Origin of the sequence: Pusillimonas noertemannii (assembly GCF_003096595.1) — a bacterium.
GTDB classification, from domain to species: domain Bacteria; phylum Pseudomonadota; class Gammaproteobacteria; order Burkholderiales; family Burkholderiaceae_B; genus Pusillimonas; species Pusillimonas noertemannii.
On sequence record NZ_QEKO01000006.1, the window covers coordinates 59,796 to 85,545 of the forward strand.

The 25,750-nt window shown below is 64.3% G+C and carries 26 protein-coding genes; 16 read left to right on the top strand and 10 right to left on the bottom strand.

What is annotated here, in order from left to right; all coding sequences use genetic code 11:
• From C7440_RS16625 to C7440_RS16670, 10 genes are all read left to right on the top strand, one after another.
• Nucleotides 1-544 (top strand): cupin domain-containing protein (locus C7440_RS16625; protein WP_133244303.1); only part of this gene is annotated, 544 nt, incomplete at its 5' end.
• Nucleotides 545-623: 79 nt separating this feature from the next.
• Entirely contained in the window at nt 624-1,739 is a 1,116-nt protein-coding gene (locus tag C7440_RS16630; protein WP_017525469.1) for a cupin domain-containing protein, read from the top strand.
• Nucleotides 1,740-1,893: 154 nt separating this feature from the next.
• A complete protein-coding gene (locus C7440_RS16635) occupies nt 1,894-3,102 on the top strand; it encodes a porin (protein ID WP_017525468.1) in 1,209 nt (402 codons plus the stop codon).
• Nucleotides 3,103-3,222: 120 nt separating this feature from the next.
• Nucleotides 3,223-4,242 (top strand): ABC transporter substrate-binding protein, encoded by a 1,020-nt coding sequence (locus tag C7440_RS16640; protein WP_051019319.1) that lies wholly within the window; start codon nt 3,223-3,225, stop codon nt 4,240-4,242.
• A gap of 31 nt (nt 4,243-4,273) precedes the next feature.
• Complete coding sequence (locus tag C7440_RS16645; RefSeq protein ID WP_207775425.1) at nt 4,274-5,380, top strand: ABC transporter substrate-binding protein; 1,107 nt, start codon at nt 4,274-4,276, stop codon at nt 5,378-5,380.
• Nucleotides 5,381-5,406: 26 nt separating this feature from the next.
• Nucleotides 5,407-5,961, top strand: coding sequence for a cupin domain-containing protein (locus C7440_RS16650; RefSeq protein ID WP_017525465.1), 555 nt, complete (start codon nt 5,407-5,409; stop codon nt 5,959-5,961).
• 49 nt (nt 5,962-6,010) lie between these two features.
• A complete protein-coding gene (locus C7440_RS16655; protein WP_116519296.1) occupies nt 6,011-6,625 on the top strand; it encodes a cupin domain-containing protein in 615 nt (204 codons plus the stop codon).
• A gap of 260 nt (nt 6,626-6,885) precedes the next feature.
• A complete protein-coding gene (locus C7440_RS16660; protein WP_017525487.1) occupies nt 6,886-7,929 on the top strand; it encodes an ABC transporter substrate-binding protein in 1,044 nt (347 codons plus the stop codon).
• A gap of 79 nt (nt 7,930-8,008) precedes the next feature.
• Complete coding sequence (locus C7440_RS16665) at nt 8,009-9,256, top strand: MFS transporter (protein WP_116519297.1); 1,248 nt, start codon at nt 8,009-8,011, stop codon at nt 9,254-9,256.
• Nucleotides 9,253-9,714: a methyltransferase family protein gene (locus C7440_RS16670; RefSeq protein ID WP_180064404.1), complete on the top strand. Its 462-nt coding sequence runs from the start codon at nt 9,253-9,255 to the stop codon at nt 9,712-9,714. Before C7440_RS16665 ends, C7440_RS16670 begins: the two co-directional genes overlap by 4 nt.
• Nucleotides 9,715-9,806: 92 nt before the next feature.
• Here the strand turns inward: C7440_RS16670 and lipB are convergent, their stop codons facing one another.
• From lipB to C7440_RS16695, 5 genes are all read right to left on the bottom strand, one after another.
• Nucleotides 9,807-10,472 carry a lipoyl(octanoyl) transferase LipB gene (gene lipB / locus C7440_RS16675; RefSeq protein ID WP_116519298.1) on the bottom strand — a complete coding sequence of 222 codons (666 nt, stop codon included), beginning with the start codon at nt 10,470-10,472 and terminating at the stop codon, nt 9,807-9,809.
• On the bottom strand, nt 10,472-10,759 hold the full coding sequence (locus C7440_RS16680) for a DUF493 family protein (protein ID WP_017525482.1): 288 nt from the start codon (nt 10,757-10,759) through the stop codon (nt 10,472-10,474). The genes lipB and C7440_RS16680 overlap by 1 nt, the downstream gene beginning before the upstream one ends.
• A gap of 6 nt (nt 10,760-10,765) precedes the next feature.
• Nucleotides 10,766-11,623 carry a D-amino acid aminotransferase gene (locus tag C7440_RS16685; protein ID WP_116519299.1) on the bottom strand — a complete coding sequence of 286 codons (858 nt, stop codon included), beginning with the start codon at nt 11,621-11,623 and terminating at the stop codon, nt 10,766-10,768.
• 46 nt (nt 11,624-11,669) lie between these two features.
• Nucleotides 11,670-12,899: a D-alanyl-D-alanine carboxypeptidase family protein gene (locus tag C7440_RS16690; RefSeq protein ID WP_040549424.1), complete on the bottom strand. Its 1,230-nt coding sequence runs from the start codon at nt 12,897-12,899 to the stop codon at nt 11,670-11,672.
• A 112-nt stretch (nt 12,900-13,011) separates the two neighbouring features.
• On the bottom strand, nt 13,012-13,647 hold the full coding sequence (locus tag C7440_RS16695; protein ID WP_116519300.1) for an alpha/beta hydrolase: 636 nt from the start codon (nt 13,645-13,647) through the stop codon (nt 13,012-13,014).
• Between the two features lie 118 nt (nt 13,648-13,765).
• Between C7440_RS16695 and C7440_RS16700 the strand changes: the two genes are divergently transcribed.
• From C7440_RS16700 to galU, 4 genes are all read left to right on the top strand, one after another.
• Nucleotides 13,766-14,638, top strand: a complete 873-nt coding sequence (locus C7440_RS16700) for a biotin--[acetyl-CoA-carboxylase] ligase (RefSeq protein WP_116519301.1) — start codon at nt 13,766-13,768, stop codon at nt 14,636-14,638.
• Nucleotides 14,635-15,555: a type III pantothenate kinase gene (locus C7440_RS16705; RefSeq protein ID WP_116519302.1), complete on the top strand. Its 921-nt coding sequence runs from the start codon at nt 14,635-14,637 to the stop codon at nt 15,553-15,555. Before C7440_RS16700 ends, C7440_RS16705 begins: the two co-directional genes overlap by 4 nt.
• Before the next feature lie 29 nt (nt 15,556-15,584).
• The gene (locus C7440_RS19915) at nt 15,585-15,761 is read left to right on the top strand and encodes a hypothetical protein (protein WP_017525476.1); all 177 of its coding nucleotides are present in this window, start codon (nt 15,585-15,587) and stop codon (nt 15,759-15,761) included.
• A 112-nt stretch (nt 15,762-15,873) separates the two neighbouring features.
• The gene (gene galU / locus C7440_RS16710; protein WP_116519303.1) at nt 15,874-16,704 is read left to right on the top strand and encodes a UTP--glucose-1-phosphate uridylyltransferase GalU; all 831 of its coding nucleotides are present in this window, start codon (nt 15,874-15,876) and stop codon (nt 16,702-16,704) included.
• 247 nt (nt 16,705-16,951) lie between these two features.
• Here the strand turns inward: galU and C7440_RS16715 are convergent, their stop codons facing one another.
• Both C7440_RS16715 and waaC read right to left on the bottom strand, forming a co-directional pair.
• Nucleotides 16,952-18,304: a 3-deoxy-D-manno-octulosonic acid transferase gene (locus tag C7440_RS16715; RefSeq protein ID WP_116519304.1), complete on the bottom strand. Its 1,353-nt coding sequence runs from the start codon at nt 18,302-18,304 to the stop codon at nt 16,952-16,954.
• On the bottom strand, nt 18,301-19,308 hold the full coding sequence (gene waaC / locus C7440_RS16720; RefSeq protein ID WP_017525473.1) for a lipopolysaccharide heptosyltransferase I: 1,008 nt from the start codon (nt 19,306-19,308) through the stop codon (nt 18,301-18,303). The genes C7440_RS16715 and waaC overlap by 4 nt, the downstream gene beginning before the upstream one ends.
• A 140-nt stretch (nt 19,309-19,448) precedes the next feature.
• Between waaC and galE the strand changes: the two genes are divergently transcribed.
• Entirely contained in the window at nt 19,449-20,459 is a 1,011-nt protein-coding gene (galE, locus tag C7440_RS16725) for a UDP-glucose 4-epimerase GalE (RefSeq protein ID WP_017525472.1), read from the top strand.
• A gap of 84 nt (nt 20,460-20,543) precedes the next feature.
• On the opposite strand, the gene C7440_RS16730 is transcribed toward galE, so the two are convergent.
• Nucleotides 20,544-22,052 carry a mannitol dehydrogenase family protein gene (locus C7440_RS16730; protein ID WP_116519305.1) on the bottom strand — a complete coding sequence of 503 codons (1,509 nt, stop codon included), beginning with the start codon at nt 22,050-22,052 and terminating at the stop codon, nt 20,544-20,546.
• A 270-nt stretch (nt 22,053-22,322) separates the two neighbouring features.
• On the opposite strand from C7440_RS16730, the gene lipA reads away from it, so the two are divergent.
• Nucleotides 22,323-23,324, top strand: coding sequence for a lipoyl synthase (lipA, locus tag C7440_RS16735; protein WP_116519306.1), 1,002 nt, complete (start codon nt 22,323-22,325; stop codon nt 23,322-23,324).
• A 331-nt stretch (nt 23,325-23,655) separates the two neighbouring features.
• Here the strand turns inward: lipA and C7440_RS16740 are convergent, their stop codons facing one another.
• Together C7440_RS16740 and C7440_RS16745 are read right to left on the bottom strand one after the other, a co-directional pair.
• Nucleotides 23,656-24,204, bottom strand: coding sequence for a cupin domain-containing protein (locus tag C7440_RS16740; protein WP_017525101.1), 549 nt, complete (start codon nt 24,202-24,204; stop codon nt 23,656-23,658).
• 65 nt (nt 24,205-24,269) lie between these two features.
• Nucleotides 24,270-25,349, bottom strand: a complete 1,080-nt coding sequence (locus C7440_RS16745) for an ABC transporter substrate-binding protein (RefSeq protein ID WP_017525100.1) — start codon at nt 25,347-25,349, stop codon at nt 24,270-24,272.
• Between the last annotated feature and the right edge of the window lie 401 nt (nt 25,350-25,750).

Genomic DNA, 25,750 nt, shown 5'->3' on the forward strand with positions numbered 1-25,750 from the left:
GGACGCGGCGCAGTTGCCTGGGCTGCAGTCCAAGCGCAAGAAGGTGGTGCATCCGGAGGAGATGCCCTGGGAGATGTCGCGCCAGGGCCTGCTCAAGCATCTGTTGAACGAGAAGATGAACACGCGCATGGAGTCGGTGGACGCGTACATGCAGCTGATTCCGCCGGGCAGCCGCTCGGGCAAGCACCGTCACCTGGCCGAAGAGTGCGTGTACGTGCTCGAGGGCCGTGGCTACGACCTGCACCAGGACTGCGACGTTGAGATCACGGACACGTATCACTGGAAGGCGCAGGACGAGGTCAAGCGCTACGAGTGGGAGGCTGGGGACGTGATCTACATTCCGCCCAATACGATCCACCAGCATTTCAATGCCGACCCTGACCGTCCGGTGCGGTTGATATCGGCGATCAACCGTATTTACGAGAAGTTCGGGCTGAACGATCTTGAGCAGATCGAAGATGCGCCGGAGTACGAACCCGGGGTGGTGCTGACGGCCGAGCTGGTCGAGCAGTACATGAAGAAGAAATCCACCCAGACCGCGTAGGCCGCGGCGGGCCGGGCGGCCTTGCGCAAGCGGGGGTGCGCCCGGCAACGATCAATCATCACACAAGCAGGAGTTTTGCATGACCAAGAACGCTCTAGTAACCGAAGAGCTGGCGAGCAAGTTCGCTACAGAAAAAGAAACCCCGTATACGCGTTGGGTCGCCAACGAGGGCCTGGACATCATCAGCGCCCACTACATTCCCAACCTGCATACGGTCGACCTGAAGCCCTGGGCGCGCCGCGGCGGAAAAGGCGTATACATCAACCATGAAGCGTCGCGCACGTCCAACGATTGCTATGTCTGCGAGATTCCCCCCGGCAAGCAGCTCGAGCCCCAGCGGCAGCTGTTCGAGGAAATGATCTATGTGCTTGACGGCCGCGGCTCGACCACGGTCTGGAACGATGCCGGCAAGCGCATCACCTTCGAATGGCAGGCCGGTTCGCTGTTCGCCATCCCGCTCAACGCCTTCTGCCAGCATTTCAACGGCTCGGGCAAGGACGCCGCCCGTTTCGTCGCCGTCACCAACGGCCCCGGCATCATCAACCTGTACGAAGACATCGATTTCGTCTTCGGCACCCAGTACGACTTCAAGAATCGTTTCTCGGGCGAACCCGACTACTTCGACAACAAGGGCGAGCAGAAGGGTCTGCTGCTTGAGACCAACTTCGTGGCGGACGCGATCAACCTGCCGCTCATCCAGGCCAAAGAGCGTGGCGCGGGCGGCGGCCATATCCGCTTCAACATGGCCAAGGGCTCGATGAACAGCCATATCTCGCAGTTCCCGGTGGGCACGTACAAAAAGGCCCACTGCCATGGTCCCGGCGCACACGTCATCATGATGTCGGGCACGGGCTACAGCCTGATGTGGCAAGAGGGCGAAGAGCCGCGCCGATACGATTGGGGCGACGGCACCATGATCGTGCCGCCCAATATGTGGTACCACCAGCATTTCAACACCGGCGCGGCGCCCGCCCGCTACCTGGCGTTCAAGCACGAGGTGGTGTCCATCCGCAATGCGCAGGGCGTACCCAAGGCGTGGATCAGCAAGCGCGTGGGCGGAGACCAGATCGACTACGCGGACGAAAGCCCCGTGGTGCGCTCCATGTTCAAGGACGCGCTGTCCGAAATCGGGCTCGAACCGCGCATGGAATCCGTGTACGAAGCAGAATTGGCCGACTTGCCTGAAAAGGTCTGAGCCGGCCCGACGTATTCACGCAAAAAAGAACCACCGAGCTTTTCGGTTCTTTTTTTTGCGTGAATTTAAGTGGACCGATGTTCCGCATAAAGAGACTATTTCATTGGCGTCTGGCGGACATCGATTCAACTCTACAATTCAGGGGGAGATAAAAATGAAGCACGTGAAGAAGGCAGGATTGGTCGCGGTCGTCGCGGCTTTCGGACTGCCATGGGCCGCCCAGGCGGAAACCAGCGTCACCATGTACGGCAAGCTGTATCCGCAAATCGTCTATGGCAAGGTAAGCGGCGCCAGCGATGCGGGCACCAGTTCGCTCAGCAATCAGGCCCGCCTGGACAACGCCAGCTACAGCGGCACGGGCATGGCGTCCAGCAACTCCAAGTTCGGCCTCAAGGGCTCGGAAGACCTGGGGGGCAACCTGAAGGCCATCTTCCAGCTCGAGATGAACGTCGGTGTCAATGACGGCAGCGGCGGGTCGAGCTCGTCGATGTGGAACCGCAATACCTTTGTGGGCCTGCAGGGCGACCTGGGTACCATCAAGTTCGGCCAGATGGACACGCCGTACAAGGAATTGGGCGACAGCCTGAGCTTCCTGGGCGTGTCGAGCGGCAACTTCGTGGCCAACAGCACCATCTTGTCCAAGCACGGATTCGGCACCAGCTCGGCGTCCAGCTTCCACTTGCGGCGCAGCAACGCCATTACCTACGAATCGCCCAAGGTCAACGGCTTCCAGTTCCTGGCGCAGTACTCCAAGAACACGCCCGATTTCACGGCCGACGACCCCAAGCCCTGGGTGTTCTCGACAGGCGTACTCTACGAGCAGGGGCCCTTGTACCTGGCGCTGGCTTATGAATACCACAAGAACCTGTACGGCGGTTCGCGCAACATGCCCACGTCCGCCCAGCGCGACCTCACCGGCAAAGAGGCCAAGGACTCGGCGGTGCGCGTGACGGCGGGCTACCGCTTTACCAAGAGCACCCGGGCCGAAGCCAACTTCGCCCACCTTCGGCTGAAGGAATCGGGCGGGCCGGTCGGCGACTTCGAGAGCTACCGGCACAACACCTGGTCGCTGAACATCCAGCACAAGATAGGCGCAGCCACGCTGCAGGCTTCCTACGCCCAGGCAACGGCCGGCTCGTGCACCCTGGTGGGCGATGTCGAGTGCAGCACCTCGGGCCTGCAGGGTCGCCAGTTCAACATCGGTGCTTCGTATGCGCTGTCCAAGCGCACCTTCGTGTATGCCATCGCCTCGAAGCTGATCAACGGCGAATCCGCGCGCTTCAACACCCTGAGCCTGGATGGCGACATCAGCCCGGGAGCGGACATCACCCAGGTGGCCGTGGGCCTGGCGCACAGCTTCTGACCGGCCGGCGCTTCTAACCGATATCTATAGGAAGGATGAGCCATGGACCATCAATCGGGTAGCAAGAGCCCGCGGCGCGGTCCGCGCCGCGGATTCCTGAGGACAGTATTGTCGGTGGCGATGCTGGCGGCGGGCCTGGGCGCGGCGCCAGCCGCCATGGCTCAATCGGCCGGCATCGCGTCGATGGCCGATTATTCCGGCCCCGATCGACAGCAGAAACTGGAAGAAGCGGCCCGCAAGGAGGGCGAGCTGCTGATCTACACCTCGGCCACCGTCGAGGACATGACGGTGCTGATCGACGCCTTCGAGAAGAAGTACGGCATCAAGGCGAGGCTGTGGCGGGCCGGCGGAGAGAAGGTCACCCAGCGCACGCTGACCGAGGCGCGCGCCGGCCGCAACGAAGTGGACATCCTCGAAACCGACGGCATAGAGCTGGAGGCCCTGCATCGCGAGGGCGCCCTGCAGCCGGTCAAGTCGCCGTACCAGGCCGACCTGATGGAGGGGGCGGTGCGTCCGCACGGCGATTGGACCGCCACCCGCCTGAACGTCTTCGCCATGGCCTACAACACCGACCTCGTCAAGAAGGAAGAGCTGCCCAAGACATACGAAGACCTGCTCGACCCGCGCTGGAAGGGCAGGCTGGGCATCGAGGCCGAAGACCTGGACTGGTTCGCCACGGTGGTGGGCGAGCTGGGCGAGGAAAAAGGCCTGCGGCTGTTCCGCGACATCGTCGAGAAGAACGGCATTTCGGTGCGCAAGGGCCACACCTTGTTGACCAATCTGGTCGCCTCCGGTGAAGTGCCCCTGGCCCTGACGGTGTACAACTACAAGGCGGAGCAGCTCAAGAACAAGGGTGCGCCACTGGACTGGTTCACCATCGACCCGGCCATTGTCCGGGCCAACGGGGTCGCGCTGGCCAAGGGTGCACCTCACCCGAACGCCGCGCTGCTGTTCTTCGACTTCCTGCTTACCGACGGCCAGCGCATACTTCTGGAGCGCAATTTCGTCACCACCAGCAAGAAGGCCCAGTCCAAGCTGAACCAGATGCCCATGAAGTTCGTGGACCCCGCGGTGGTACTGGACGAGAACGCGAAGTGGGCCAAGCTTTACGACGAAATCTTCACCAAGCGGTCTAGATAAAACTTTTAATTTGTTGGAAGACATCATGATCATGAAATCGACTCCCCTCACATACTCGCGACCCGCGGCCGGCGCCGGCCGGCGGCATGCCCTGAAGGCCCTCTCGGCCTCGCTGCTGCTGGGCACCGCTTTATCGATGGGGGCCGGGGGAGCCTGGGCGCAGGAATCGCCCCAGGCGGCGATAGCGGGCCATACGGGTCCGGATCGCGAGCAGTTCCTGGCCAAGGGCGCCAAAGAAGAAGGCCAACTGATGATCTACACCTCGGCGCCTGTCGACGACATGGCCGCCTTGGCCAAGGCTTTCGAAGAGAAGTACGGCGTAAAGGTGCGGATGTGGCGCGCGGGCTCCGAGAAAGTGCTGCAGCGTACCGTGACCGAAGGCCACGCCGGGCGCTTCGATGTCGATATCGTGGAAACGAACGGCCCCGAGCTCGAAGCCCTGCACCGCGAAGGCCTGCTGCAAGAAGTGAAGTCGCCCTACCTGGCCGACCTCATCCCCGAGGCGATTCTGCCGCACAAGGAGTGGATCAGCACCCGCCTCAACATCTTTGCGGCCGCCTACAACACCAATCTCATCAAGAAAGAGGACGTGCCCGGCTCGTATGAAGAGCTGCTCGACCCCAAATGGAAGGGCAAACTGGGCATCGAGGCCGAAGACGCCGACTGGTTCGCCGGTGTGGTCAAGAACATGGGCGAAGAGAAAGGCCTGCAACTGTTCCGCGACATTGTTGAAAAGAACGGCATCTCGGTGCGCAAGGGCCATACCCTGCTGACCAACCTGGTGGCTTCGGGCGAAGTGCCCATGGCGCTGACGGTATACAACTACAAGGCCGAGCAGCTCAAGAACAAGGGTGCCCCGCTCGAGTGGTTCACCTTCAACCCGGCCATCGCGCGCCCCAACGGCGTGGCCATGACCAAGAAGGCTCCCCATCCGCATGCCGCGGCACTGTTCTTCGACTTCATGCTGAGCGATGCGCAAGAGATCCTGCTCAAGCGCGACTTCGTGCCCACCAGCACCAAGGTCGAGACCAACCTGAACAAGATGCCCATCAAGTTCGTCGATCCGAGCGTGATTCTGGACGAGAACCAGAAGTGGACCGGCCTGTACGAGGAAATCTTCACTCGGCAATCCAAGTGAGCCAAGTTTTTTTATAAGGAAGCACCATGGGAAAGGAATCTCATTACAACAGCAAGCGTGATCGCGTGTTCCTGCGCGCCATTGCCGGCCCCTACAACCTGAAGGACGAACTGGACCGGCTGCGTGCCATGCCCCGCGTGATCAAGGGCAAAGAGCTGCTGTTCAACGACGGCCCGCAATCGTACAGCAAGCATTTTGTGGAACCGGAAGACGGCTTGACCCAGACGCTGCATATCCACCTTGAAGAATATGCACCGGGCGGCCGCACCCAGAAGCACGGCCACGTGAACGAGGCGGCCTTCTACATTCTCGATGGCGTGGGCTACGAGATCCACGACGGCATCCGCTACGACTGGAAGGCGGGCGACGTGGCCATCGTGCACAACAATTGCGTGCACCAGCATTTCAATGCCGACCCCGAAAAGCCGGCCCGCGCCCTGGTCATGAAGCCCAAGCCCATGATGATGTTCATGAACCTGCTCTTCCAGAAACAGGTAATTCCCCGCCCCACCGAGCCGGCCCCCGGCGCCGAGGGCTTCGAGCCGCGCCACTTCGACGAAAACTACAACCATCCGGACTGATTCCGGGGCTTTCTTCGAACCGCTCAGATCACATTAAAGGAGTAAACGCATGGCATGGGGAGAATCCAAGGCCTGGTTGGCCGGAGAGCTGAACCAGGGTCTTTATCAGGATTTGCTTGAAGACGCGGCGCAGTTGCCTGGGCTGCAGTCCAAGCGCAAGAAGGTGGTGCATCCGGAGGAGATGCCCTGGGAGATGTCGCGCCAGGGCCTGCTCAAGCATCTGTTGAACGAGAAGATGAACACGCGCATGGAGTCGGTGGACGCGTACATGCAGCTGATTCCGCCGGGCAGCCGCTCGGGCAAGCACCGTCACCTGGCCGAAGAGTGCGTGTACGTGCTCGAGGGCCGTGGCTACGACCTGCACCAGGACTGCGACGTTGAGATCACGGACACGTATCACTGGAAGGCGCAGGACGAGGTCAAGCGCTACGAGTGGGAGGCTGGGGACGTGATCTACATTCCGCCCAATACGATCCACCAGCATTTCAATGCCGACCCTGACCGTCCGGTGCGGTTGATATCGGCGATCAACCGTATTTACGAGAAGTTCGGGCTGAACGATCTTGAGCAGATCGAAGATGCGCCGGAGTACGAACCCGGGGTGGTGCTGACGGCCGAGCTGGTCGAGCAGTACATGAAGAAGAAGTCCACCCAGACCGCGTAGGCCGCGGCAGGGCATCGGGGGCCGTCGAGCCCGCCTCCGGCGGGCCGGCGCGCAGCGCGCGAGGGGCTGGCAAGCTCGGGCCTTTCGTGCTAATTTATCCAATATAAAGAACATTGTTCTTTATAACAGAACAATAATCGTAGCCAGCGGACGGGCAGACACGCCCGAAGCGCGCGGGTCTTCAGGCGCCGTGCCGTCGCGTCGACGGCACGCCCCGGCCCGCGGGTCTGGCCCGCCAGCGGATACGAGAAGGAGCAGACATGAGCAGTTTCGGTTTTACACGCTGTCTGGCCGCCGCGCTGATGTCGGTGGCGCTGGCCGCGCCGGCTTTTGCCCAGCCCTTGCTTGAATACCAGGGAGCCGACCGCAGCGAAAAAATCGTCCAGGCGGCCAAGGAAGAAGGCGAACTCACCCTGTACACGTCCATCGCCGAAAAAGACATTCCTCCGCTGATCAAGCCGTTCGAAGAAAAGTACGGCATCAAGATCAAGATATGGCGCGCGGGCACCGACAAGGTCTTGCAGCGCACCCTTACCGAGGCCCAGGCCGGCCGGCACGACGTCGACGCCATCCATATCAGTGCGCCCGAAATGGAGGCCCTGAGCCAGGAAAAAGTGCTGCAGCCCGTCAAGTCTCCCTTGTTTGAACAATTGCTGCCCAAGGCCGTGCCCGACCATCGCGAATGGGCGGCCACCATGCTGACGGTGTTCGTACAGGCCTACAACACCGACCGCATCAAGAAAGAAGATCTGCCCCAAAGCTTTGAAGACCTGAAAGACCCCAAATGGAAGGGCAAGCTGGGCATCGAGACCGAGGACTTCGACTGGTTCGCCGCCGTGGTCACCGCCCTGGGCGAAGAAAAAGGCGTGCAGCTGTTTCGCGACATCGTGGCCACCAACGGCATTTCGGTGCGCAAGGGGCACTCGTTGCTGACCAATATGGTGGTTGCGGGTGAAGTGCCCCTGGGGCTTACCGTGTACAACTACATGCCCGAGGCCGCCAAGAAGCGCGGCGCTCCCATAGACTGGTTCACGATCGATCCGGTCGTGGCCCGCGCCAATGGCATAGGCATTACCCGCAACGCCAAGCACCCCAATGCCGCGCTGCTGTTCTACGACTACATGCTCTCCCAGGACGCGCAGCGCATCCTGGCTTCACTGAGCTACGTGCCGTCCAACACCCAGGTCGAGTCACCCCTGAAGGGCATGGAGCTTACGCTGATCGATCCCGAAGTATCGCTGAGCGGCATGGCCAAATGGAGCCAGCTGTATGACCAGGTCATCGTGAGCCAGGGGCGCCGATGAAGGAAGCACGCAGGCTTCGGGGCCGCCGGACCGGAGCCCCGCGCGGTATAGAGACACAACTTCCCTGCAAGGAAACGCCATGAACACTGCCGCCATCACACCCGAAGCGCCACCCGAAAAATCATTCAGGGACGTATGGCTCATTACCGTGGGCCACGCGTTGACCCACTGGTACCCGGCCACTTTCTACCTGATCTTGCCTCTGATCGGCGTCGAGCTGGGTCTCAGCTACGGCCAGATCGGCTTCATCATGACCTGCCAGTACATCGCCGGCGCGTTGTCCAATGTGCCGGGCGGGATGCTGGTCGACACGGTGGGCAAGAAGGGCCTGCTGATGGGCCTGGCCCTGATGTGGGTGGGCGTGCCCTACCTGCTCATGGGCTTTGCCCACAGCTACCTCATGCTGCTGATCTGCATTTCCATGGTCGGCATAGGCAACAATCTCTGGCATCCCACCGCCATTCCCACGCTGGCCCAGCGCTATCCCGAAAAGAAGGGCCTGGTGCTGTCGCTGCACGGCATGGGCGGAAACGCGGGCGACGCCATTGCGCCGCTGGTTATCGGCGCCCTGCTGGTCACCTTCAGCTGGCGCGAGATCGTGGTGATGAACGTGATTCCGGGCGCCATCATGGCGGTGCTCATCCTGGCCAGCATGGGAGCCCTGCGCATGGGTTCGCGCAAGAAGGCGCGCGCGGTTCCCGAAGAATCCAGCCAAAGCCTCAAGGAGTACGGCTCGGGCTTCAAGAGCCTGGTGCGCAATCGCATCATGATCCTGCTTGCGGTCAGCTCGGCCTTCCGCTCCATGACCCAGACCACCCTGCTTACCTTCCTGCCCGTCTACCTGGCGCACCAGATGGGCTATTCGCCCTTCTGGGTGGGCGCCTGCCTGTTCACGCTGCAGGCCGCGGGCTTCCTGGCCGCGCCGGTGGCGGGGCACCTGTCCGACAAAATGGGCCGCCGCCGCATCGTCATGAGCAGCATGGGCATGACGGCGGTGGTGTTGATCTTCATGGTGCTGGCCGGCCAGTCGAACCTGTTCATCTTCTTCATCGCGCTGCTGGGCTTCTTCCTGTATGCGATACGGCCCGTGCTGCAAGCCTGGCTGCTCGACGCCACGCCCAAGAACATGGGCGGCACCAGCATCGGCTTTCTTTTCGGCACCCAGGCGGTGGGCTCCTCCATAGGACCGGTTCTGGGCGGCCTCATCGCCGACACCTATGGGCTGATGGCCACCTTCACCTTCCTGGCCTTCACCATCGTGGTGGCCAACCTGTTCATCTTCTTCGTGCCGGTGCCCGAGCGCGGCCGGGGCGCGGCGGCCCAATGAGCAAGCGGGCGCCGCTGCTGCGGCGCAGGCCGGGCAGTTCTACCCTGACCTTTCTGGTCTACCCCGTGGCGGTGCTGGCTTTCGAACTGGCGCTGCATGGCGGGCGGCCCGAATTCAGCCCCTGGTACCTGCTTCTGATGGTCTGGGGCTACGCGCAATACCGCCTGTGCGGGCGCTACCGCATCCGGCTCGGGGGCGGCGGGCCGGGCATGGACACTCCGCCCGACCGCCTGGTTACCACGGGGCCCTTCGCCTTCAGCCGCAATCCCATGTACATGGGCCACATCATTTTTCTGGCGGGCCTGGCCCTTGCACTGCATTCCTGGCTGGCCGCGGCCCTGGCGCTGGCGACGGTGCTGCGTTTCAACAGCCGCATCCGGCGTGACGAGTCCCGCCTGGTCGAGCGCTTCGGCGAACCCTACGCCGTGTACATGACGAAGGTGCGCCGCTGGATCTGACCGCACTGCCGGATAGGTGCGGCGGGCCCTACACACATGGCGATGCCGTTCTATGAGCCAGGCGATTCAAGCTTAAGCCGGAGCCGGCCGTGTCAGCCTTGCGGCGCACGCTGCAGCTGTTCGGCCAGGCGCCGGGCCAGTTCTTCGCCGACTTCCTGCACAGTGGCCGCCACGCCCTGTTCGGCCAGGTCGGTGGTGCGCAGGCCCTCGTAGCCGCAGGGATTGATGCCCAGAAAGGGGGAGAGGTCCATGTCGACGTTCAGCGCGATGCCGTGATAGGCGCAGCCATTGCGCACCTTGATGCCCAGGGCTGCGATCTTGGCCAATTCGCCGGCATCGGCTTCGCCGGAATAGGCGGCCTTGCCCACCGGCACGTAGACCCCCGGCGCGCCGGGCTTGCGGCAGGCGCCCGCCAGGCCAAGGTCGCGCAGCAGCTCGATGACCACGTCCTCGAGCAGGGCGACGTATTCTTTGACATACATGCCGGCGCGGCGCAGGTCGACCAGGCAGTAGGCCACCACCTGGCCCGGCCCATGGTAGGTGACCTGGCCGCCCCGGTTGGAACGCAGCACCGGGATGGCGCCGCTATTGAGTATGTGTTCGGGCTTGCCGGCCTGGCCCAGGGTATAGACGGCTGCGTGCTCGACCAGCCAGATCTCGTCCGGCGTGTCGGGGCCCCGGCCTTCGGTGTAGTCTTGCATGGCCTGCCACACCTCGGGATAGGGCGCCGGGCGGGGCAGCCATTTTACGGCGATCATTACAGCACTATCGAAACCATCGGATGGCCGTGCAGGGCGCGGTACAGATCGTCGAGCTGCTCGCGCGAGGTGGCGCGCACCGTGAACGTAAGGCCTATGTAGTTGCCCTGCTTGCTGGCACGCATCTCGACCGTGGCGGGGTCGAAGCCGGGGTCGAAGCGCAGCACCACTTCGGTCAGGCGCTGGGCCAGCTCGGGGTGGCTCTTGCCCATGACCTTGATGGGAAAGTCGCTGGGATACTCGATAAGCGAGTCTTCGGGCGGAATGGGGGGCGGTGTGGTGGCCATGTCGTTTCAACCCAGTATCTGGTCGTAGGCGGCGCGCAGCGCCGTGTAGATGGGCCCGGGCTTGCCGTTTCCGACGGGTTCCCCGTTGTACTGGACGACGGGCAGCACCTCTTTGGTGGCCGACGAAAGCATGATTTCATCGGCCTGGGCCACTTCGGACTGGGAGATGCGGCGCGCTTCGAACGGAATGCCGGCCTGGGCGGCGAGCTCTTCCAGGAAACGATAGCGTATGCCCTCGAGGATGAGGTTGTCCAGCGGGGGCGCCAGCAGCACGCCGTCGCGGGCGATCCACACATTGCAGGACGCGCCTTCGGTAAGAAAGCCGTCGCGAAACTGCAGCACTTCGTCGACGCCGGCCTGGACGGCCTGCTGCTTGGCCAGCACATTGCCCAGAAGCGAAACCGACTTGATCTCGCAGCGCAGCCAGCGGATGTCCGGCGCGGAGATGGCGGTAAGGCCCTGTTCGCGCAGCCTTGCATCGGGGCGCGAAAACGGCGAGACCATGCAGAACACCGTGGGCTGCGCGTCCTTGGGAAAGGCGTGGTCGCGCTTGGCCGGCCCCCGGGTTATCTGCAGGTAGACGGTGAAATGGCTGTGAGGGCTGCGCGAGGCCATGTCGCGCACCAGGGCGCGCCAGTCGTCGCGGCTGTAGCCCGGATCGATGCCGATGCTGGCCAGGCTGCGTTCCAGCCGGTCCAGATGCTCTTCCATGCGAAAGGGCTTGCCCTGGTAGAAAGGCACGACTTCATAGATGCCGTCGCCAAAGATGAAGCCGCGGTCGAGCACGGATACTTTTGCGTCGGCCAGACGCAGATATTGGCCATTCAGGTAGACGACGCTGTCGCCGTCGACGTCGGGAATCATGGTGTTAGCCCTGGGCGCGGAAGGGGTTGCGTATTGCCTTGGCCGCTTACTGCAGCATGAGGCGGATCTTGTCGTACATGCGGCCGAAGAAGCCGGCCTGGGCCACGTCGTTCATGACGGCCAGGGGTTCTTCGCGCAGCACCTTGCCATCGAGCGAGAGCGACACCGTTCCCACTTCGCTGCCCTTGGCGAGGGGGGCGATGAGGGGCTGGGTGTAGCGGGCGATGGGCTTGACTTCGGGGCCCTTGCCGCGCGGCACCGTGATCCAGATGGGGGTGGTCTGGCCGAGGTCGACGGTTTCGGCCTCGCCTTCCCAGACGCGCGCCTGCACGGCCGGCTGGCCCTGGTCGAACAGCTTGATCGTGTCGAAGTTCTGGTAGCTCCAGTTGAGCAGCTTCAGGCTGGCTTCGGTGCGGGCCGCATCGCTGTCGGCGCCCACCAGCACCGAGACGACGCGGCGGCCGTCGCGCAGCGCGGTGGAGACCAGGCAGTAGCCGGCCGACGACGTGTGGCCTGTCTTCAGCCCGTCGACCGTGGGATCGGCCCAGAGCAGCCGGTTGCGGTTGGGCTGCTTGATCTTGTTGTAGGTGAATTCTTTCTGGCTGTAGTAATGCAGGAACTCGGGAAAGTCGGCGACCAGGTTGGCGGCCAGGGTGGCCAGGTCGCGCACGGTGGTCATGTGCTGCGGATCGGGCAGGCCCGGCGAGTTGGTGTAGTGCGTGTTGGCCAGCCCCTGGCGCTGCGCTTCTTCGTTCATGAGGGCGACGAAGGCCGCCTCGCTGCCCGCCACGGCCTCGGCCAGCGCTACTGTGGCGTCGTTGCCCGACTGCACGATAAGGCCCTGCAGCAATTCGTCGACCGAGACGCGCGAATTGACGTTGATGAACATGCGCGAGCCTTCGGTGCGCCATGCTTTCTCGGAGACGGTGACTTCCTGGTCGAGCGACAGCCGGCCGGCCTTGATGGCCTCGAAGACCACATAGGCCGACATGAGCTTGGTGAGGGAAGCCGGCTCGACCTGCTGGTCGGGATTGTTGGCGCCGACGATCTGCCCGCTGTTGACGTCCAGGGTAAGCCAGGCCTTTGCCGGCACAGTAGGCGCCGGTATGGAGGACAGCTCGCTGACCGCGACGACCTGTTCAGCTGCGGAAGCGGTTGCCGGCGCCGGCGCCGAATCTGCCTGGGCCGACGCGAGCGCGGGGGCGCAGGCCAGTGCGATGCTGAGGGCCAGGTTTCGGGAAACTGCGGTCAATGGACGTAGCGGGGAAAAAGTCATTGATAGTCGTGTGCCATGAAAATATTTGTCAAACCGGGATTGCGCATCGCGCTCCATTATAGGCAGGAGCCGGTGTCCCGGAACCCTTTCGGCCGCCCCTGGGGGCCCATCGTCATGGGACGGACAGCCGTTGCTGCACGAGCCGGCGCAATACCAGAAGCTTGCCATGGAAAAAATGGGAGGCGTCTGGAATGACCACCATGGGCAATTGGTGCTGCCGGGCGAAACCCATGGCTTCGTCCAGCGGCACGACTTCGTCGGTTTCGCCGTGGATGAGCAGCGTGTCGTCCGGCAATGCGATGTCGCGGAAGGTGAAGCGCTGCGCCGCCGTGCCGGCCAGGATGACGGCCCGTGGACGATGCCCTTGCAGGCCCGAATACAGCTGCGCTGCGACCGCCGTGCCGAACGAGAAGCCGCCCAGCACCCAGGGGCCGGCGGCGACATCGGCATGGCGCAGGGCGAACTGCTCGACCAGTGCCTGCATGTCGGCTGTTTCGCCCTTTGCATTGTCGAACTCGCCATTGGACGCCCCGACACCGCGAAAGTTCGGCCGCAGCGCGGCAAGGCCGTGCTGCACGCAGCAGCGGGCGATGGTGGTGACCACCTTGTTGTCGCGCGCGCCGCCGTGCAGGGGATGCGGATGCAGCACGAGCGCCCAGCCGGTCGGCGGGCCCTCGGGCCAGTCTATGGCACAGTCGATGTCTCCGGCCAGGCCGTCGAAAGTGGTGTGTTCGGTGCGTGCTGACATGGTGCTGGAAAAATGACGGACGGAATATTGTAGACCTTCACTACAATATGTCCTGTCACAGAGCGCCCCGCCGGGCTTATTCGCCTTGAGTTCCACGCCTTCCGCCATCGCGCCGTCCATGCTGCCCCAGCCCTTGCCCCTGGCGAACCGGCTGCGCGCCGCCCTGCCCGGCTTTCGCCATGTCGACTGGGTCGAGCGCACCGGCTCGACCAACGCCGACCTGCTGCTGATGGCGCGCAACGAAGAGCAGCCGGCCCGCCCCTGGCTGCTGGGCGCACATTTGCAGGACAGCGGGCGCGGCCGTGCCGGGCGCACCTGGCAGAACCGTCCGGGTGCGAACCTGATGTTTTCCTGCGCCTTCGATGTCTTCCTTCCCGCCCGCTGGCTGCCGGCCCTGTCGCCGCTGGCGGGGGTGGCCGCCTGCGAGGCGCTGCGCAGCCTGCTCCAGCCTGAAAGCCGTCCGCTGCTGTCGCTGAAATGGCCCAACGACCTGCAATGGAAGTTCTCCAAGCTGGCCGGGATACTGGTCGAGGCCACCCGCTCGGGAGCCATAAGGCAGTCCGCCGACCATCACGTGGTGATCATCGGAATGGGGCTGAACCTGCACGACGCCCGGGCCCTCAGCACCTCGCTGAATCGCCTGGTGGCCGACTGGGCCGAGATACTTTCCTGCGACGAGCACGCCCGGGGCGTCCAGGCACACGACATCGTCGTGGCGCTTGCGCTGGCCTGGTCCAAGGCGCTGGCCCACGTGGTGCGGAACGGGCTGTCCGACTTTCCTCGGCGCTACGCTGCGGTGGACCACTTGCTGGGCCAGCATCTGCAGGTGGTCGACGGCGGCCGAACCCTTCATTCGGGCATTGCGGACGGGGTCGACGAACACGGCCAGCTGCTGGTCCGCACCATGCAGGGCATCATGCCGGTGTCGGTCGGCGAGGTGTCCGTGCGGCCCTTGCCCGATGACCGCGGCCACACCTTGGCAAAATCATGATTCTTCTCGTTGACGCGGGCAATACGCGCATCAAGCTGGACTGGATGGAAGCCGGAAACGAAGGCCGGGCGGGACGTTCCATTGCGTTTGCCTTGGCCGAGATTGATGCGGCCCGCGACTGGCTGGACGCGCTGCCGCGGCGGCCGTCCCGCGCGCTGGGCGTCAACGTGGCGGGCGAGGCGGTGGCGGTCGAGCTGGATTCCCTGTTGGGCCAGCCTGTAAGGTGGGTGAAGGCGGGAGCGCAGGGGCTGGGCGTGCTCAATGGCTACCGCGAGCCCGCCCAACTGGGCGCCGACCGCTGGGCGGCCATGCTGGGCCTGGCCTGGCACGAGCGCCGGCGCCGGGCGGCGGCGGGGCATGCCGGTGGCCGGGCAGACGTTCCGGACAGCCACTCTGCCGCCGCTGGTCAGGCCGGTTCCGCGAAGGATTTGGACACGCGGGCCTGCGCCTTGCTTGCCATCTTCGGCACGGCCACCACCATTGATACATTGTGTCCTGCGGCGGCCGCAGCGGGGTCCGGCGCCGGCGGCGAGGTCGGCTTCGAGTTTCCGGGCGGGCTCATTCTTCCGGGGCCGGCCATGATGCTGTCGTCGCTGTCGTCGGGCACGGCCAATCTTCCGCTGGCCCGGGCCGAGACCGCGCTGTACCCCACGCACACCCACCAGGCCATCGCCACGGGCGTGGCGGCGGCCCAGGCGGGGGCGGTGTTGCGTCAATGGCTGGCGGGGCTGGAACAGTGCGGCCAGCCGCCCGAGCTTTATGTGTCGGGCGGGGGGTGGCCGGCGGTGCGGGATGAAACCCTGCGGCTGCTGGCCCGGGCATGTGCCGGGCTGGGCCTGGCGGAGCAGGCTGTCCATTGGCTGGATGCACCGGTTCTGGACGGCCTGGCCTGCCTGGCGAGCCAGGCTGAAGAGTAGTTGTCCACTATTTTCAAGAGAGCTTCATCATGCGCTTGCTGCTTCTGCTGATCGTCGTCGTGAACCTTGGGCTGTTCGCCTTCGGCCGGGGCTTTTTCGGCGTTCCGCCCAGCGAGGCGGGGCGCGCGGGGACTTTGTTCTCTCCGCTCAATGCCGAGCGCGTCGTCCTGGGCGAGCCGGTGCTGTCGGCGCATGACAGGTCCTAGTGTCGTGCGGGGCGGCCATGCCCCGGCGCACGGCCGTGCGCCGCTGCCTTGGCTGCACGGTTACAATCACAGGCGTTTTTCCCCGAGTTTCTTTTCAATCGACCGCTAAGCTATGAAACCTATTCGCAAAGCTGTATTTCCCGTGGCGGGAATGGGCACGCGCTTTCTGCCGGCCACCAAGGCCATGCCCAAAGAGATGTTGCCCGTTTTCGACAAGCCGCTGATACAGTACGCGGTCGAAGAGGCCATCGCGGCCGGGGTCACCGACCTGATCTTCGTCACGGGACGCAACAAGCGCGCCATCGAAGACCATTTCGACAGCGCCCCCGAGCTCGAGGCCGACCTGGCGGCCAAGAACAAGACCGAGCTGCTGCACGCGGTGCAGAATGTCATTCCCTCGTACGTCAACTGCATCTATACGCGCCAGCCCGCGCCTCTTGGGCTGGGTCACGCTGTATTGTGCGCGGCGCCCATCGTGGGCAATGAGCCTTTCGTGGTGATTCTGGCCGATGACCTGATCGACGCGCAGACGCCGGTCACCCGCCAGCTGGTCGAGGCGGCCCACCAGCAGAACGGCAGTGTGCTGGGCATCAACAATGTCGAGCGCAGCCAGACGAACAAGTATGGGATTATCTCGGGCCCCCGCATCAATGAGAAGACCAGCCGGGTCGAGGGCATCGTCGAGAAGCCGCTGCCCGAGGATGCGCCCACGACGCTTGCCGTGGTGGGGCGCTATGTGCTCGAACCCGAGATCTTCGAGCACCTGCGCGAGACCCAGGCGGGCGTGGGCGGAGAGATCCAGCTTACCGACGGCATTGCGGGGCTGCTCAAGGTGAGGGGCGTGTACGGCTACGAGTACGAAGGCGTCCGCTACGACTGTGGAAGCAAAGAGGGGTTTTATCGGGCCACGCTCGAGCTGGGGCGCAAGTACCACGGGATGTAGAGGTTTCTAGGCCGGCTCGACTGCAGGAGTTCTTTAGCCGGACGAGGGACGGCATACCTTTTTGAAGCCGGCACCCTGCGGCCCTTCGGGCTTCCCGAATTTCTCTTGCTTGGCCGGGCGGCGGCAGAACTCAACCTCAGCGCTTCGCGCTTCGGGATTCGGACAGGCTGTCGCCGAATGCCCCCGCCCAAGCAAGAGAAATTCGGCGCGGGTGGACGGCTTCAAAAAGGTATGCCGTCCCTCGTCCTCATGTCATGTGCTGTTGCTGCTCTTCTTGCCGGGCCATGAGCTTGTGCAGGCCGATCAGCACGCGCGCCACGGCGCCCGCGTGCTGTTTTACCCAATAGGCGCCGGCTTCTCCCATTCTGCCCAGGCGCTGCGGGTCGTCCAGCAACTGCAGGGCCAGCTGCACGGCGCTGTCGGGGTCGGGGGCGCGCAGGGCGGCGCCTTCCTGGATGGCGTCGGCGGCGGCCTGCTCGAAATTGCGTGTGTGGGGCCCCACTATCACGGGCAGGCCGACCGCGCAGGCCTCGATCAGGTTTTGCCCGCCCAGCGGCGCAAAGCTGCCGGCGACGATGGCCACCTGGCTGGCGGCGTAGTAGCGCGTCATTTCCCCTATGCTGTCGCCCAGCAGTACCGCGGCCGTGGCGCAGGCCTTGATGTTGCGCGAGGCGGTGCCGTCGCCGCTGGCGAACTGGCTGCGGCGCACGAAGGGGATGCCGGCCTTGGCGAGCAGGGCGGCCGCTTCGTCGAAGCGCTGGGGGTGGCGCGGGATCAGGCAGAACAGCACTTCGTCGGCCAACTGGTTGCCCAGGGCCGCGCCGCGCTTCAGTTGCTGGGCGATGGCATTGATGAACAGCTCGTCTTCGCCCTCGCGCGTGCTGGCGATGGTCAGCATCTTGCGCGGCAGGGCGGTGGCAAAGGCCTTGCCGCGCGCCACTTCGTCGGGCGGTGGGGAGACGTCGAACTTGAAGTTGCCCGATACCCGGACGGCGACGGCCCCCGCCTGCTCGAGGCGCTGAGCGTCCTGCAGGGTCTGTGCATAGACCGCGTGCAGGCTTTCATAGGCCTCGCGCATGACCCGGCCGGCACGCAGGCTCTGGCGCAGGGCGTTGTCGGAGAACCGCGCGCTGGCCAGCACCATGGGTATGCCCATGCGGCGTGCGGTGGCGATGATGTTGGGCCAGATCTCGCGCTCGATCATGACGCCCAGGCGGGGCTTGTAGTGGGCCAGGAAACGCTGCACGCCGCCTGGAAAGTCGTAGGGCAGCCATTCCTGCACGAGAAGGCCGTCGGCAATGGCCCGGGCGAACATGCGCGCCGCTTCCGCGCGGCCGGTGGCTGTCATGTGGGTCAGCAGCACCACCCGGCCTTCGTCGAGCAGGGCCTGGACCAGGGGCTGGGCGGCGCGGGTTTCGCCCAGGCTTACGGCATGGATCCAGACGGGCTGGCGTTGCGGGGCGGCCTTGGCATAGCGTCCGAAGCGCGGGCCCGACATCACTTCCCATTGGCCGCCGGCGCGCCGGGCCCGCAGCCCCATCCAGATCAGCAGCGCGGGGGCAAGAAGGGTTACGCCGGCGGTGTAGGCAAAGCGGTTCACGTGGACGCGTCCTGCTCGCCGGACGACTGGCCCGTAAGGGGAGCCGGCTTGCTGTAGTCGAGCGCCAGTTCGACGGCGCTAAGGACTGTTTGCGCCGAGGGGGCGCTGCCGCGCTCGCCCAGGCTGGCGGTGTAGGCCGCGCCCTGCAGCGGGGTGCGCACCGGGGTCGATGCCTTGTAGATGCCGATGGTTGGGCGGCCCAGACCCGCCGAAAGATGGGTAAGGCCGCTGTCCAGCCCGACCATGATGCGGGCGCGGGCCAGTACCTTGGCGATGTCGGTAAGGCTCATGCGCGGCAGCACCTGGGCGCCTTGGCGGCCGGCCACGAGGGCCTGGCCGCGCGCGGCTTCGGCGTCGTTGCCGGCCAGCAGCTTCAGGCCGAGCCCGTGCTCTTGCAGCCGGTCGAACACGGCGTGCCAGTCTTCGGCAGGCCAGAGCTTGTCGGGCCTGCTAGCCGACGGCATGATGATGGCGTAGGGCTCGATGGGCTGGCCCTCGGTGAAGGCCTGCAGGCCGAAATCGGGCGGCCCCTCGTATTGGTAGCCGAAGGCCGCCGCGGCCAGTTCGCGCTGGCGCGTAATGGCCGGCTGCCAGAACTTGACCGCGTGCTTTACATCGTAAAAGAACGAGGCCAGCGGCTCGCGCGCCGACTTGCGGTCAAGGCCGTGACGCAGGCCGCGCGTCTGGCGCACCACCCATACCGATTTCATCAGGGCCTGCATGTCGAGCACCACGTCGTACTGCCGCGAGCGCAGGGTGTCGCGCAGAGCGGCGCGCTCGCTGCGCGTCTGGCGCGACCACCAATGCTTGCGCCAGCGGCGATGCGCCACCGTGATCACTTCGTTCACCGCGGGATGCCAGGCGGGAATCTCGGCGAAATTCTCTTCGACCACCCAATCGATCCGCGCATGCGGAACGTGCCGCGCAATGTCCGAAATGGCGGGCAGCATGTGGACCAGATCGCCCAGCGAGGATGATCGAACGATGAGGATTTTCGTTGTCATGGCGCGATTATAAAGAGAACGGCATGGACGCGACCGGCATGCGAACAAATTGAAGCCGCGGGGGCGTTACACTGCAGGACTGTTTCCAACCCTGTTTTGCCGCGCCCGGCCTTGTAGCGCAGCGCGGCCTACCCAGCAATATGGCATCGAAAATTCTTGTCACGGGCGGCGCCGGATTCATCGGCAGCCATACGGTCGTTGCGTTGCAGCAGGCCGGATACGACGCGCTGATACTGGACAATCTGTGCAACAGCAGTGTCGACGTCGTGGATCGCATCGCGCGCATCACGGGAGCCCGTGCCGACTTCATTGAAGGCGACATCCGCGACGCCGCCTTGCTGAAGCGCCTGTTCGCACAGCACGACATCAGCGCCGTGCTGCATTTTGCCGGCCTGAAGGCGGTGGGCGAATCCACCCGCCTGCCCCTGGCCTATTACGACAACAATGTGCATGGCAGCACATGCTTGTTGCAGGCCATGCGCGAGGCGGAGGTGCGCAGCTTCGTGTTTTCTTCTTCGGCCACCGTGTACGGCGACCCCCAGAAGCTTCCCCTGGTCGAGTCGCATCCCCGCTCGGCCACCAACCCCTATGGCCACAGCAAGCTGGTGGTCGAGGACATTCTGGAAAGCGTCCATCGCTCCGAACCGGGCTGGCGCATTGCGCGCCTGCGCTATTTCAATCCCGTGGGGGCGCATCCCAGCGGCCTCATCGGCGAGGCGCCGCAGGGCGTTCCCAACAACCTCATGCCTTATGTGGCCCAGGTGGCGTCGGGGCAGCGCCCCTGTCTGCAGGTGTTCGGCAGCGACTACGATACGCCGGACGGCACCGGGGTGCGCGACTATATCCACGTGATGGACCTGGCCCAGGGCCACGTGGCCGCATTGCGGCATTGTCTGCAGTCCGAGGGCGAGATGCTGACGGTAAACCTGGGCACGGGCACCGGCTATTCGGTGCTGCAGATGATCAAGGCTTTCGAAGAGGCCAGCGGAAGGACGATTGCCTACGAGGTGGCGGCAAGGCGCCCCGGCGACATCGCCGCATGCTGGGCGGACACGACGCTGGCGTGGAAGGCGCTGGGATGGCGCGCCGAGAAGGGCATTGCCGATATGTGCCGCGATGCCTGGCGCTGGGAAAGCGGACGTTCGCAATAGACCCGGGCTTGGCATGGGCGCTTGTCTGCCTGACGCCGGCATTGGCGGCGAAGCGGCCCGGCGGCGCTTGCGAAGCGAAGCCGCTTATTGCACGCTGTCGGCGGCGTTGAGCGCCGACAGCGCGCCCACGACCCGGTTCTCGAGCAGGCTTTGCAGCGCGGCGGTAATGCAGCGCGTGAACTCCATGTCTTGGGGCAGCGAGGTGCCGAACACGGCCTCGACCTGCAGCACGGCATCGACCAGGTCGTGAGGATTGGCCTGACGGCCGCCCGCCTTGCGGACCGCGGCCAGCAGTTCGTCGCGCAGCGGGTCATTGAGGAACAGCTCTTCGAAGCGCTCGTTCAGGCCGGTAAGGCAGCGTATCCAGGCCGCGACGACGAGGGCGTGGCGGTCAATGGGCAGGCCGTGCGCCAGGCGCAGCTGCATGGGCTGGATGATGCTGCCGGGCAGGACCAGGGTGGTGTCCATGGCCAGTTGGGGGATCGAGCGTTCGACCGCGACGTTGGCGAATCGGCGCAGCAGGCGCGCCTTGTAGTCTTGCCAGTCGGGCTTGACCAGGCGCGGCAAGGTGCTTGCCGCATCGACCATGAGGCTGTCGATGAATTGCGCCATTTCGGGCACCTGCATGGCCTGGTGCGTGGTTTTGTAGCCGGCTGCGCTGCCCAGGCAGGCCAGGGCGCATTGTGCGCCGCCCAGCAGGCGTTCGTGCATCTGCTCGTAGGGCAGGACGTGCGCCGTGAAGATCGCCCCCGCCTGTTCCCAGGGCGGCCGGCCGGCCGAGAACCAGTCTTGGATGACCCATTGCGAGAAGGGCTCGGTGACCACCGGCGCGGCATCGTGCAGGCCCAGCAGGGTTTCGGCCTGCACCAGGTCGCCCGCCCGCACCGTAGGCGTGTCGCGGTCGACCAGCGAGCAGGGGCAGGCATAGCGGTCGAGGAAGTGCTGCAGAAGGCCTTGGTCGCCCAGGTCGCGCTGCACGTGGTCGATGTAGTGCTCGAGCACGCGCTGCAGCACTTTGCCGTTGGAGGCCATGTTGTCGCAGCTGAGCAAGGTGAAGGGCGCCAGGCCAAGCTGCTTGCGCTGGAATATGGCCCAGGCCAGCAGGCCGATGGCGGTGCCGGCGTTGTGGGGGGAGTTCAGGTCGAGCCCGACGTCGGGGTCATTGACGTCGAGGGCGTCATGGACGGGGTCGTGATGGTATCCCCTGGGCGTGATGGTGAGCGTGACGATCTGGGTCTGGGGCGAGACCAGGGCGTCGAGCACGGCCTGGCGGTCGTCTTGCAGGCAGGCGCTGCGGGCGATGCTGCCGATGATGCGCGCCTGCAGCGCGTCGTTGTCGCGCACGAGCAGGGTATAGAGGTTGTCTTGCGGGCCCAGGGCCTGGGCCAGCGCCGGATTGCGCAGGCTGACGCTGAACATGCCCCAAATCGGCTCGGCCTGCATGATGTCGTCGGTATAGACGGCCTGGTGGCTGCGATGGAAGGCCCCGGCGCCCAGGTGGACGATGCGCATGGGCAGGTTGTCGCGCGGGTAGCCGGGGCGCGCAATGTGGCCCGGTACCATCTGCAGGGTTGCGCTGGAGAGTCGTGGCATGGCGTCGGCTCCAAACCGTAAAGGGGGCGGGTTCTGCTTGCGTTGCCCGGCCCGGGGCAGACCCCTATTATGAGACGGCTTATCGAGCAAGGCAAACGGCTGGGGCGGCGCATTTGCCGGTTTGGGCGCTTTGGGCGATCGGCGTTAAAATGGGCTCCGGCCATGCGTCTTGTGTCATGTTTCTCGGGCGCCGGCCCTTCCATATGCGGCCGCCCGGCGCGGCCGCTTGTTTGAATGCGAAGCCCCGGGCTTCGCCCCTCGGGAACAGGTATGACCACACCCCTCGATAGGCCGGCCGCCCACGAAGCGGCAGGCCCCGCCCCTGGCTACGATCCGAGCCAGAAGCAAAAGTCGCAAGCCAAGACCTCGCGCATTCCCATCAAGATCATTCCCGCCGAGCGGCTGAAAAAGCCCGAGTGGATCCGCGTCAAGGCGGCCTCGCCCGGTTCGCGCTTCTACGACATCAAGCGCATCTTGCGCGAGCACAACCTGCACACCGTGTGCGAAGAGGCTTCGTGTCCCAATATCGGCGAATGCTTCGGCAAGGGCACGGCCACCTTCATGATCATGGGCGACAAATGCACGCGCCGCTGTCCTTTCTGTGACGTCGGCCACGGCCGCCCCGACCCGCTCGATGTCAATGAGCCCGTCAACCTGGCACGCACGATTGCGGCACTGAAGCTGTCGTACGTGGTCATCACCTCGGTCGACCGCGACGACCTGCGCGACGGCGGCGCCGCGCACTTCGTCGAATGCATCCAGAAGGTGCGCGAGCTGTCGCCCTCGACCCGCATCGAGGTGCTGGTGCCCGATTTCCGCGGCCGGCTCGACCGCGCGCTGGCCATTCTCAATGGCGGCCCGCCCGATGTCATGAACCACAACCTCGAAACCGTGCCCCGCCTGTACAAGCAGGCCCGTCCGGGTTCCGACTACCAGCATTCGCTCAAGCTGCTGTCCGAGTTCAAGGCGCTGCACCCCGACGTTCCCACGAAATCGGGCCTGATGCTGGGCCTGGGCGAAACCGACGAGGAAATCCTCGAGGTCATGCGCGACCTGCGCGCCCATAATGTCGACATGCTGACCATCGGCCAGTACCTGCAGCCTTCCGAGCATCACCTGCCTGTGCTGCGCTACGTGCATCCTGATACGTTTGCGATGTTCGAGCGCGAGGCGTACGAGATGGGCTTTACGCATGCGGCGGTGGGGGCCATGGTGCGGTCTTCCTACCATGCCGACGAGCAGGCTCATGCGGCGGGGGTGGACGCGCTTTAGTGGCTTTGCGCATATATCTAGGTGTTTTTTGAGCTCTTTAGCAGGGTGATTTGAGTTCTTCAGCCGGGAGAGGGGCGGCATGCCCTTTTCCGGGCCGGCACCCTGCGGCCCTTCGGGCTGCCCGAATTTCTCTCGTTTGCCCGGGCGGCGGCAGAACTCAACCTCGCCGCTTTGCGGCTCGGGATTCAGACAGGCTGTCGCCGAAGGCCCCCGGTCAAACGAAAGAAATTCGGCGCGGGTGGACGGCCCGGAAAAGGGCATGCCGCCCCTCGCCCTCAGGGTTGGGGTGGATACTAGAGCCGGGTTCATGACAATGACGCTTGACCACCAATCAGTGGTTGTAGTCATCCTCCAGCTGGCGCGGCTCGTAGCCCTCGGCGCCGGGGGCGGGTTCTTTGGGGCGTGAAATTACGCGCTTCTGGAACAGCATGTTCATGAACATGTACATGGGCTTGGACTTGATGACCAGGGCCCGCGCGGGCTTGTGCGGGTCGGCGTTGAAGTGCTGGTGCACGCAATTGCTGTGCACAACGGCCACGTCGCCTGCCTTCCAGTCATAGCGGATGCCGTCGTGTATTTCGTAGCCGATGCCGTCAAGAATGTAGAAGGCGGCTTCGTTCACATGCCCGTGCTTGCCGTTGCGCCCCCCCGGGGCGTATTCCTCCAGGTGGATGTGCAGGGTCTGGGTCAGGCCGTCGGGTGGTTCGACGTAGTGGCGGCTGAATGACTGCGGGCCGTCCTTGAGCTTGATCTTGGTGCCTTTGATGACGCGGGGCGCGGAACGCAGGCGCTCGAGCTCGTCCTTCAGGCTGTACTCGCCGGCGATGGCGCGTAGAAATGTGCGGTCCTTGGTGCTGTAGTGATGCGATTCGTCGGCCATATGTCCTCCTCTTTTCATGTGCCGTGCGGGGCGTGTGCGCACCGCACGGGTGTGCTTGCGCGCCTCTACTTGACGCTTGCCTGGTCCTTCAGGAACAGGTCTTGCCAGATTGCCTGCCACTTCTGGGCTTCGTCCAGCACGATGACGGGGTCGATCATCTTGTAGGGGAACTTGTTCAGGGGGCTGTCGACGGCGTTGCTCGAGGGCACGCGGTTGCGGGCCTTGATGAGCTCCTGTCCTTCCCGCGAGAGCATGAAGTCGGTGAACAGCAGCGCGGCGTGGGGATGGGGCGCATGGGCGGCGATGCCGATGGCGTTGGGGCGGCCGAAGGTGGGCGCCAGCGGCTTCCAGCCCACGGGGGCGCCCTTCAGGCGCAGGCGTTCGACGTTCTGGTTGTACACGGTGGCGGCCATGGGCATTTCTCCGGCGGCCAGCAATTCGGCGATCAGGGTGTGGCCCGTGCGTATTTGCGGCTTGGTGGCCGCCAGCTTGCGGAAGTACTCAAGCCCTTTTTCTTCGCCCATGCTCTTGACGACGGCCGCGAACCAGTCGCTGTCGCCGGCCTCGATGGCCACCTTGCCGTGCCAGCGCGGGTCGAGCAGGTCTTCATAGGTGTCGGGTACTTCGTCTTCCTTGACCAGGTCGGTGTTGTAGCCCAGCACGAAGAAATTGAAGCGGTCGGCCACATAGTGCCTGTGCTCGGGAAAGGCGACGTCGGGAATGTCCTTGAAATGCGGGCTGAAGAAGGTGGTGAGGATCTTCTCGCGGTACAGCGCTTCCATCTCGGGGCCATTGGTTTCAATCACATCGGGCGAGTATCTGCCGGCGCGCGCCTCGGTGACCGCGCGGTTGAGCACTTTCTCGCTGCCCGCCCGCCACAGCGTGACCTTCACGCCCGGATACTTCTTTTCGAAGGCCTCGGTAATGGGCACGGAATCCTTCAGATTCAACGAGGTGTAGATGACGACGGTGCCTTCCTCGCGGGCGCCTTCCAGCAGGCGCTGTTCGCGGTCCGGGCCTTCATAGGAAAGGACGGCGTTGACTTCTTCGGGGCTGGGCTGCGCGTGGGAGGTATGGAGTGAAAGCACAGCGCATAGGCTGAACAGCATGAAGCTTTGGAACAGGTGCAGCGGGCGGTTTCTCATTGCTTGTCTCCTGTGGGCCATGGATGGCATTCATATTATTCCTTTATATGGAACACTGATCTATATAAAGGTACGATGGAATTTAGACCCGCCTCTGTTCCAAGTCAATAAGAAATTGGGACGCCGTTCCTTTTTCATTGCGGAACGCCGCGGCGCGGCGGGTGTCCGCAATGCGCTTTCCGCCTCTGTCTTCGGCCCGCGTGCTCGAGGATGTCGAAGGATGGCGCGCCATTCGGAGCGCCGGGCGCGGCTTTTTTCATGCGGCCCGAAACCGTCCTGGGTGCTTTCCTTATTGACAGAATGTTTTTGTCGGTGCTATCTTATCCCTATATAGGAACGCCGTTCTTTATAACGGAACAAAAGGAGGCAAGTCCCTCGCCCGCAATAGGCGGCGTGTCCTG